Origin of the sequence: Nitratireductor sp. ZSWI3 (genome assembly GCF_024655565.1) — a bacterium.
Taxonomy (GTDB): Bacteria; Pseudomonadota; Alphaproteobacteria; order Rhizobiales; family Rhizobiaceae; genus Nitratireductor.
Genome location: NZ_JANKOF010000047.1, coordinates 26,790 through 35,326, shown reverse-complemented (window position 1 = coordinate 35,326; position 8,537 = coordinate 26,790). Strand labels below are relative to the sequence as shown.

The 8,537-nt window shown below is 66.0% G+C and carries 10 protein-coding genes; 5 read left to right on the top strand and 5 right to left on the bottom strand.

Annotated features, from left to right (window positions below):
* Positions 1-138 precede the first annotated feature (138 nt).
* The 5 genes from phnK (at position 139) to bfr (ending at position 3,307) form a co-directional block, all read left to right on the top strand.
* The gene (gene phnK / locus NUU27_RS14970; protein ID WP_257762928.1) at positions 139-933 is read left to right on the top strand and encodes a phosphonate C-P lyase system protein PhnK; all 795 of its coding nucleotides are present in this window, start codon (positions 139-141) and stop codon (positions 931-933) included.
* Between the two features lie 2 nt (positions 934-935).
* Positions 936-1,643 carry a phosphonate C-P lyase system protein PhnL gene (gene phnL, locus NUU27_RS14965; RefSeq protein WP_257762927.1) on the top strand — a complete coding sequence of 236 codons (708 nt, stop codon included), beginning with the start codon at positions 936-938 and terminating at the stop codon, positions 1,641-1,643.
* On the top strand, positions 1,640-2,254 hold the full coding sequence (locus NUU27_RS14960; protein WP_257762926.1) for a DapH/DapD/GlmU-related protein: 615 nt from the start codon (positions 1,640-1,642) through the stop codon (positions 2,252-2,254). The genes phnL and NUU27_RS14960 overlap by 4 nt, the downstream gene beginning before the upstream one ends.
* A gap of 287 nt (positions 2,255-2,541) precedes the next feature.
* Entirely contained in the window at positions 2,542-2,856 is a 315-nt protein-coding gene (locus NUU27_RS14955) for a (2Fe-2S)-binding protein (RefSeq protein ID WP_257762930.1), read from the top strand.
* On the top strand, positions 2,822-3,307 hold the full coding sequence (gene bfr, locus NUU27_RS14950; protein WP_257762925.1) for a bacterioferritin: 486 nt from the start codon (positions 2,822-2,824) through the stop codon (positions 3,305-3,307). Before NUU27_RS14955 ends, bfr begins: the two co-directional genes overlap by 35 nt.
* 55 nt (positions 3,308-3,362) lie before the next feature.
* On the opposite strand, the gene phnN is transcribed toward bfr, so the two are convergent.
* From phnN to phnE (NUU27_RS14925), 5 genes are all read right to left on the bottom strand, one after another.
* Entirely contained in the window at positions 3,363-3,995 is a 633-nt protein-coding gene (gene phnN, locus NUU27_RS14945; RefSeq protein ID WP_257762924.1) for a phosphonate metabolism protein/1,5-bisphosphokinase (PRPP-forming) PhnN, read from the bottom strand.
* Positions 3,992-5,131 carry an alpha-D-ribose 1-methylphosphonate 5-triphosphate diphosphatase gene (locus NUU27_RS14940; RefSeq protein ID WP_257762923.1) on the bottom strand — a complete coding sequence of 380 codons (1,140 nt, stop codon included), beginning with the start codon at positions 5,129-5,131 and terminating at the stop codon, positions 3,992-3,994. The genes phnN and NUU27_RS14940 overlap by 4 nt, the downstream gene beginning before the upstream one ends.
* A gap of 2 nt (positions 5,132-5,133) precedes the next feature.
* The gene (locus NUU27_RS14935) at positions 5,134-5,841 is read right to left on the bottom strand and encodes a DUF1045 domain-containing protein (RefSeq protein ID WP_257762922.1); all 708 of its coding nucleotides are present in this window, start codon (positions 5,839-5,841) and stop codon (positions 5,134-5,136) included.
* A gap of 164 nt (positions 5,842-6,005) precedes the next feature.
* On the bottom strand, positions 6,006-7,559 hold the full coding sequence (gene phnE, locus NUU27_RS14930) for a phosphonate ABC transporter, permease protein PhnE (protein WP_257762921.1): 1,554 nt from the start codon (positions 7,557-7,559) through the stop codon (positions 6,006-6,008).
* 2 nt (positions 7,560-7,561) lie between these two features.
* Positions 7,562-8,530: a phosphonate ABC transporter, permease protein PhnE gene (gene phnE / locus NUU27_RS14925; RefSeq protein ID WP_257762920.1), complete on the bottom strand. Its 969-nt coding sequence runs from the start codon at positions 8,528-8,530 to the stop codon at positions 7,562-7,564.
* Positions 8,531-8,537: the final 7 nt, after the last annotated feature.

Sequence of the window (8,537 nt, the reverse complement as noted above, 5' to 3'; positions counted from 1 at the left end):
CCCTTCGGGCCACCTTCTCCCCGCGGGCGGGGAGAAGGGGAAGCCGGCCGCAACGTTGGCGCCTCCCTCTCCCCGTTCACGGGGAGAGGGTAAGGGTGAGGGGCAGTGCAACGGCGACAGAATCCGCAGGATGATCCCATGACAGCCACCCACGATTCCACCAACGAACCGCTTCTGCGCGTACGCTCCGTCTCGAAATTCTACGGCAATCGCATCGGCTGCGAAGACATCTCCTTCGACCTGTGGCCCGGCGAGGTGCTGGCGGTGGTCGGCGAGTCGGGTTCCGGCAAGACGACGTTGCTCAACTGCCTGTCGACCCGGCTGATGCCGACCTCCGGCACCGTCTCCTACCGCATGCGCGACGGCGCCTTCCACGATCTCTACCGGATGAGCGAGGCCGAGCGGCGCTTCCTCATGCGCACCGACTGGGGCTTCGTGCACCAGAACCCGGCCGACGGGCTGCGCATGACGGTGTCGGCCGGGGCCAATGTCGGCGAGCGGCTGATGGCCGTCGGCGAGCGCCATTACGGCCGCATCCGCGCCGCGGCGACCGACTGGCTCGGCCGTGTCGAGATCGCCGAGGACCGCGTCGACGATCAGCCGCGGGCTTTTTCCGGCGGCATGCGCCAGCGCCTGCAGATCGCCCGCAACCTCGTCACCCAGCCGCGCCTCGTCTTCATGGACGAGCCGACGGGCGGGCTCGACGTCTCGGTGCAGGCGCGCCTCCTCGACCTGCTGCGCGGCCTGGTCCACGAGCTTGGGCTGTCGGCCATCGTCGTCACCCACGATCTCGCCGTGGCACGCCTCCTGTCGCACCGCATGATCGTCATGAAGGACGGCCACGTGGTTGAAAGCGGACTGACCGACCGGGTGCTCGACGATCCGCAGGCGCCTTACACGCAGCTTCTCGTCTCCTCCATCCTCCAGGTGTGACCATGGCAACGCCCCTCGTCGTCTCCGAAGTCTGCAAGAGCTTCACCATGCATCTTCAGGGCGGCATACGCCTGCCGGTGGTGAACGATGTCGCCTTCTCGCTCGCCGCCGGCGAATGCGCCGTGCTGGGCGGGCCGTCCGGCGCCGGCAAGAGCTCGATCCTCAAGATGATCTATGGCAGCTATGCCGTCGACAGCGGCCAGATCATCGTCAGCCATGGCGGTAATCTGGTGAACCTTGCCGCCGCTGATCCGCGCACCGTCATCGCCGTGCGGCGCGATACGATCGGCTATGTCAGCCAGTTCCTCAGAGCCGTGCCGCGGGTGTCGGCGCGCGACGTGGTCGCCGAGCCGCTGATCGCGCGCGGCGAGGATCTTGCCGGCGCGCGCGGCAAGGCGCAGACGCTGCTCGCCCGCCTCAACCTGCCCGAACGGCTCTGGGCATTGCCGCCGGCCACCTTCTCCGGCGGCGAGCAGCAGCGCGTCAACATCGCGCGCGGCTTCATCACCGACCACCCGGTCCTGCTGCTCGACGAGCCCACCGCCTCCCTCGACAGGGCCAATCGCGAGATCGTCATCGCCATGATCGCCGAGAAGAAGGCCGCCGGCGTCGCCCTTCTCGGCATCTTCCACGATCAGGACGTACGCGAGACGGTCGCCGACCGCATCATCGATGTGACGCGGTTCGCGCCCGAAAGGCAGGCCGCATGAAGCAGCTCTCCGAAAAGCCCTCCATCCACCCGACGGCCGAAGTGTCCGGCTCCACGCTCGGCCGCTACACCGAGATCGCCGAGCGCTGCCGCATCCACGAAACCGTGCTCGGCGACTATTCCTACATCATGCAGGACGGCGGGGTCTGGTGTGCGGAGATCGGCAAGTTCTCCAACATCGCCGCTGCCGTGCGCATCAACGCCACCAACCATCCGACCTGGCGGCCGACGCTGCACCATTTCACCTACAGGTCCTGCGACTACTGGCCGGACGCCGGGGACGACGAGGACTTCTTCGACTGGCGGCACGTCAACAAGGTGCGGGTCGGCCACGACACCTGGCTCGGCCACGGCTCGACGCTGCTTCCCGGCGTCACCGTCGGCGACGGTGCGGTGATCGGCGCGGGAGCGGTGGTCTCGAAGGACGTCGCGCCCTACACCATTGTCGGCGGCGTGCCCGCCAGGCCGATCCGCGAGCGCTTCGACAGGCGCACGGCAGAGCGCTATCAGGCGCTCGCCTGGTGGGACTGGGATCACCAGCGCCTGCGCGCGGCGCTCGACGATTTCCGTGCGCTGGCGGCCGAGGCATTCCTCGAGAAATACGAGGCATAAGACCGCGCCATCACGCCGCAGTTTTCCCTGAACATCGTTGTCATGTTTTTATTGACAGGCGGGAGAACAATCGGTTTCATTGCGCCTGCATCCACGGGATGCGTCCACAGATGCCTGGGCCTTTACCCCATTCGATCACCGGACGCCTCGTCGCCAGCCTTCTGCCACGCGACATGCCGATTTTCTGGCGGGCAGGGATAAGGCTCTTGACGGACAAGCTTCCAGTTCGATGGTTTTCGGCTCAGGTCGGGGCGCGTGCCCGTTCCGACCGGAGAGACCGACGCGCCATGCTTGTCTGCCAGTGCAACCTGATCACCCAGAAGGAGATCGAGGAGACGATCGTCTCGCTTCTCGACGAAGATGCATGGCAGCTCATCGTCCCCGCGAAGGTTTACCATACGCTATCGAAACGTGGTCGCTGTTGCGGCTGCTTCCCAAATGTGGTGGAAACGATCATCCGGGTAACCGAAGAGTACCACCACCGTCACAGCGGCTCCGAAGGCGCCGAGATCGTGACCTACCTTGATCAGGTTCGCGCCTTGCGCGAGCGGTACGGGAGCAGAATGCATGAAAGGCGACAAAAAGGTCATCGAGCGGCTTAACGAAGCGCTCTTTCTCGAACTTGGCGCGGTCAACCAGTACTGGCTGCACTATCGCCTGCTCGAGGATTGGGGATACACCAAGCTGGCCGCCAAGGAGCGCGCCGAATCCATCGAGGAAATGCATCACGCGGACAAGCTGGTCGAGCGCATCATCTTCCTCGAAGGGCATCCCAACCTGCAGTCCGTCGGTCCGCTGAAGATCGGCCAGAACGTCAAGGAAGTGCTGGAGGCGGATTTGGCCGGCGAATATGACGCCCGCGATTCCTACAAGAAGTCGCGCGACGTCTGCCACGGCGCTGGCGACTACGTCTCCATGAAGCTCTTCGAGGAGCTCCTGGCGGACGAGGAAGGCCACATCGACTTCCTCGAGACCCAGCTCGAGCTTCTCGACAAGATCGGCGAAGCCAAATACGGCCAGCTCAACGCCGGCTCCGCCGACGAGGCGGAATAGCGCGACGCATCCCGACCTCATCCCGGAGTCCCGAGGCCCTCCGGGATGAAAATCCTCAAACGGAATCGCTCACCGCGCTCCAGGCGATTGCACGGCGCAGAACGGCCTGGAAGCGCTCGCCGGCCTCCTGCAACGCGCCGGAATTGTCGATCACCGTGGCGTCCGCGACCGCCAGTTCCTTCGCATCGGCCCGCTCCAGCCGCTCCAGAACCTCTGTGCGCGTTTCGCGGCCGCGCCGCGACAGGCGATCGGCCAGAACATCGCGTTCGGCGGTGATCACGACCGCGATCACGTTGCCGTAGCGCTCGCGCAGCGCGGGGATGACGGAGCGCGAGACATTCGCCACCGCCACGTGTCCCTCGCGCACCGCAGCATCGACGCTTCCCGGCAGTGCGTATTTCAAGCCGTTCGCTTCCCAGCTGACGGCGAAGCGTCCTTCGGCCTTCGCCTTCTCGAACGCGGCATCCGTCAGGCAATCGTGATCCTCGCCCGCCCCGTCCTTCGCCCGCGTGATCGTGCGGCGCACGAACACGACGTCGCTGTCGGCCGGCCCCAGCCGCTGCCGTGCATACTCCATCACGGAATCCTTGCCGGCACCGGAGGGACCGGCCACAGCAATGAAGACGCCATGACGGATCGGGAAATCCTGTTCCTCGATGACCCGCTCAAGCGTCGCGGAAGCCCTCATGCCACCCGCGTCCCTTCGCGCCAGACGGACCGGACGATTGGCACATGCTCGTCGACCCGGACACGGATCAGGTCGGCGCGCCGACCGGCCTCGATGATCCCGCGGTCGCCGAGGCCGACGGCCTCGGCGGGATTCTTCGACACCATGGCAACCGCCTGAGGCAGCGAGATGTGATCCACCGTCTCGCCGAGCGCAAAGGCGGCCTGCACGAGGCTGAAGGGAATGTAGTCGGACGACAGGATGTCGAGCGTGCCGCCCTCCGCCAGGCTGCGCGCCGACACGTTGCCGGAATGCGAGCCGCCGCGCACCACGTTGGGCGCCCCCATCAGCACCTGCATGCCCGCCTCGCGCGAGGCCTTCGCGGCCTCGGCGGTGGTCGGGAACTCGGCGACGCGCACGCCCTGGATCGCCGCCTCGTCCACGTGTTCCAGCGTTGCATCGTCGTGGCTCGCCAGCACGATGCCGCGCGCACCGCACATCTGCGCGATGGCCTCGCGGTTGACGGCGGAGTGGGTGCGCGACTGCTCCATGCGCCGCTCGCAGAAGGCGCGGAACTGCTCCTCGCTCATACCGGTCTTGCCGCGGTAGTACATCTCATAGGTCTCGATACGGGTGAACTGGCGCTGGCCCGGCGAATGGTCCATCAGCGAGGCGAGCTTCACCCGGCCGTCGCCCTTGAAGAGCTCGAAGCCTTCGAGGCAATCGGGCGCCGAAACCTCGCAGCGCAGGTGCAGGAAGTGGTCGGCGCGCAGCCGCCCCGCCTCCAGGCTGCTCTCGATCGCATTGCCGAGGTCACGCATCTCGCGCGCTTCCAGGTCGCTGTCCTCGTCGAGGCCAATGCGCAGCGCGTCGAACACGGTGGTGATGCCGGATGCGGCGATCTGCGCGTCATGGGCAAGCACCGCGGCGATCGGGTTCCAGCGTACCTTGGGGCGCGGTGCGTAGTGGCGTTCGAGATGGTCGGTGTGCAACTCGACAAGGCCGGGCAGCAGGTAGTCGCCCCCAAGGTCCTCGCCGACCGTTCCGGCGCCCGCGGAAATCTCGGCGATCCGTCCGTCGCGGACCACCACGCTGCCCTCGACGATCTCGTCGGGCAGGACGATGCGGGCATTTCTCAGGATCAGTTCACTGCTCATTCTCAGGCGGTCTTTCTTGTCTTGGTCCAGCCGAGTTCGTGGAAGGATCTCACCTGGAAAGGTGCGCCCGGCTCGGGCTCCACGAACAGGGCAAGCGATCCGATCTCCAAAGGTTCCGACAGGAGCGGGCCGAAAAACGCCTCGATGGCGCGCTCCATCCGCGCCGCTTCGTTCTGCGGCACGCGGCCGGTCAGGGTCATGTGGAACCGGAATTCCTCGAAAACGTAAGGATAGCCCCATTTGTGGAGATTTTTGAGTTGCGCCGGGGAAAGGCTCTGTGGATTGCGCCGCTCGATCTCCTCGGCGCTCAGCGGCGCGCGGAAAGGCTCGAATTCCCTGACGATCTCGCCGGCCAGGGCATCGAGGTCCGCCGAGCGCTCTTCCGGCACCAGGGCATAGAAGCCATCCAGGCGGCGCAGCACGGCGCGCGGCACCAGTACAGGCTCCCTTTGCTCGCAGAAGCTGGCGAGCGCCGCGATCAGCCCCTGCTCCGTCTGGCCTCCGGTGAGTTGGAACGGCGCCTTCAGCGTCGCATGGAAACCGTAACGGCGCGCCGCGGCCGTGTGGAAGGAAATCTCCGCGGCCGTGAACGGACCGGCCTCGACGGGCGTGGTCTGCTCGCCGGTAAAGGCGTCGCGGCCCAGCCAGCGCGCGGCTGCCCGCGTCAGCGGGTCGTTCTGTTCCGGTGTGAAGTAAATCGCATAACGCATGATTTTTTCCTCGCCGATCGCGACGCAATAGGCGATTTGCATGACAGAAAAACGAATCCCTCTGGCAGGGCAGGAAAAATTAGCAGCGAAATGCCTTCGCGTCATCGGCGCGGACGCGCGAGACGATTGATCCAGGCGCGGTACGGTCCCTGGCTCCTGTGAGATCAGGCGCGCCGCGGCGTCCCGATCAGCCTTTGCCGCAGCAGCGTGGAGATGTTGTCGAAGACGAAGACGACGAGCAGGATCAGGATCACCATATAGGCGACGTTCTCCCAGTCCTGGTTGGTGCGCATCGCCTCCCACAGCTTGAGGCCGATGCCGCCGGCGCCCACCGCGCCGATGATCGTCGCCGAGCGGGTGTTCGATTCCCAGAAATAGAGCGACTGGCTCAGGAACACCGGCAGCACCTGCGGAACGACGCCGTAGCGCTGCACCGCGGATGGGGAAGCGCCCACCGAGCGGACGCCCTCGCGCTGCTTGTCGTCGATGTTCTCCAGCGCTTCCGAATAGAGCTTGCCGAACGTGCCGGTGTCGGTGAAGAAAATCGCCGAGACGCCGGCCAGCGGCCCCGGCCCGAAGGCGCGGGTGAAGAACAGCGCCCAGATCAGCATGTCGACCGAGCGCAGGAAATCGAAGAAGCGCTTCAGCACATGGTTGACGAGCCTGTTGGGCATGATGTTGCGCGCCGCGGCGAAGGCGAGCGGGAAGGCGAGCAGCGAGGCGAGCACCGTGCCGGCAAAGGCCATGACGATGGTCTGCAGAAGCTTCAGCCAGACATCGCCGTGCTGCCATTCGGAGTTGTTCAGGATGTTGTCCCAGGCGAGCGCCAGGTTGGAACGGGCCGGATCGATGCGCTCTCCCGAGACGATCAGGCCGAGCACCTCTGAAGCCGGCTTTCCCCAGAACGGCGAGCGCGTGTCGAAGACGAAGTTCTCCCAGCCGAGGAACCGTCGGCGCACCTTCACCTCGTCGTCCTCGATCTCGGCACGCCCGGCAAAGCCGAAGCGGGCGATCACCTTGGCGCCCGGTTGGCGCTGGCTCGCCCATTCGGGCAAGGGGCCGCGCGCGGTCACCGCTTCCCTCCGGTCGATGTCTAGGACCAGGGTCTCGCCGCCATGCGTCACCGTCACCAGCCCCGGCTCGATGCGGATGTGCGTCTCGCCGCCGTACGAGACCTCGGCGGTGACCACGGCCTCCTCGCGAACCGTCCCCGATTGCGCGTCCGGGACGGGATCCGCTGCGGATGGGCCGCTTGGGGCCGGTCCGTCCATCGATCCGAGGAAGCTGTCCTGTTCCTTCGGCGCCGGTGCTACCTCGAGCGATCCCAGGAAACCGGCATCGCTCGTCGCGCCGGCGCCCTGCGTGACACCGCCCCCGGCCCCGAGCTTGCGGTCGACCATCGCCGTTTGCGTCACGACCCAGTCCGGCTTCGGATCGTCGCCGAGAGGCGAGAAGCGCGGATAGGAAATCTCCAGGGTTCCCTCGCCATACTTGATGTTGGGGCGCACCTCATAGGAGACCCAGTCGGCGAGATAGCTGCCGGCGATCTCCCAGTTGCCCCCCGCAAGCACCTGGCCTACCGCGAACAGCCACCAGGCGAAGACGAGATAAAGGCACACGCCGGCCAGGATCAGCAGTCCGCGCAGGCGCTCGATCAGCGGGCGGTTGAAGACCACCGCGTGGCGCGCCACCAGGGCATTTGCCTCGGCTTCGGTCATGGTCATGCTCCCCGGCCGAATTCGAAGGCCTGCTTGCCGACGATGCGCGTCCGCAGCCAGGCCGAAAACTGGTCGACGGCGACGATGGTGCAGAACAGCAGGAGCACGATCGCCAGCGTCTTGGCCTCGTGGGTGCGGCTGATCGACAGACGCAGCGCCTCGCCGATGCCGCCGCCGCCCACCGCGCCGATGATGGTCGAGGCGCGCACGTTGATCTCCAGCCGCAGCAGCGCATAGCTCAGAAAGTTCGGCATCACCTGCGGCACGATGGCGAACCACACACGCTCGACCCAATTGGCGCCGGCCGCGCGCAGGCCCTCTTCGGCCTTCATGTCGGCGTTCTCCACCACCTCGAAGAACATCTTGCCGAGCGCGCCGATGGTGTGGATCGACACGGCGATGATGGCCGGCACGGCACCGAGCGTGAGCACGGCCAGGAAGAAGCCGGCGATGACGATCTCGGGGAAGGCGCGCAGCACTTCCATGAAGCGGCGCACGAAGAAGCGCAGCCAGCGCCGCGTCGTCAGGTTCGAGGCGGCCAGGAAGCACAGCACGAAGCCGAGGCCGAAGCCGACCAGCGTCGAGACCAGCGCGATGTTGATGGTCTCCAGCATCTTGTAGAAATATTCGGGCAGGTAGAGCGTTTCGGTGAAATAGACGCGGCCGTCCGGGTAGTTGTATTTCAGGCTGCCATCATCATAGGGCGAGGGCAGGTCGAACAGTGCACGCCAGATCTCCCAGCCGTCGCGCGGGATCAACTGGCCGATGAAATCGAACAAGTAGGGCAGCCGGTCGAAGAACTTGCCGGCGTTCGAATCGTTGGCGAACCACAGGGAGCCGCCCATCGCCAGAAGCATGAAGGCGAGACCGCCGATCGTGTACAAACGCCGCCGCCCGGCCAACTCGCGCCAGTGGCGCTCCACGGTCTGGCCGGCCTCGGAAAGAAGCGGTGGATGGGTCGTTGCTGTCATGAGGCGC

What these genes read in the sequence shown, in the direction of transcription:
- NUU27_RS14955 (WP_257762930.1), top strand. Translation starts at nt 2,542, where the DNA reads ATGCTTGTCTGCCAGTGCAACCTGATCACCCAGAAGGAGATCGAGGAG.
- NUU27_RS14935 (WP_257762922.1), bottom strand. Translation starts at nt 5,841, where the DNA reads ATGCGTTATGCGATTTACTTCACACCGGAACAGAACGACCCGCTGACG.
- NUU27_RS14960 (WP_257762926.1), top strand. Translation starts at nt 1,640, where the DNA reads ATGAAGCAGCTCTCCGAAAAGCCCTCCATCCACCCGACGGCCGAAGTG.
- bfr (WP_257762925.1), top strand. Translation starts at nt 2,822, where the DNA reads ATGAAAGGCGACAAAAAGGTCATCGAGCGGCTTAACGAAGCGCTCTTT.
- phnN (WP_257762924.1), bottom strand. Translation starts at nt 3,995, where the DNA reads ATGAGGGCTTCCGCGACGCTTGAGCGGGTCATCGAGGAACAGGATTTC.
- NUU27_RS14940 (WP_257762923.1), bottom strand. Translation starts at nt 5,131, where the DNA reads ATGAGCAGTGAACTGATCCTGAGAAATGCCCGCATCGTCCTGCCCGAC.
- phnE (WP_257762921.1), bottom strand. Translation starts at nt 7,559, where the DNA reads ATGACCGAAGCCGAGGCAAATGCCCTGGTGGCGCGCCACGCGGTGGTC.
- phnE (WP_257762920.1), bottom strand. Translation starts at nt 8,530, where the DNA reads ATGACAGCAACGACCCATCCACCGCTTCTTTCCGAGGCCGGCCAGACC.
- phnK (WP_257762928.1), top strand. Translation starts at nt 139, where the DNA reads ATGACAGCCACCCACGATTCCACCAACGAACCGCTTCTGCGCGTACGC.
- phnL (WP_257762927.1), top strand. Translation starts at nt 936, where the DNA reads ATGGCAACGCCCCTCGTCGTCTCCGAAGTCTGCAAGAGCTTCACCATG.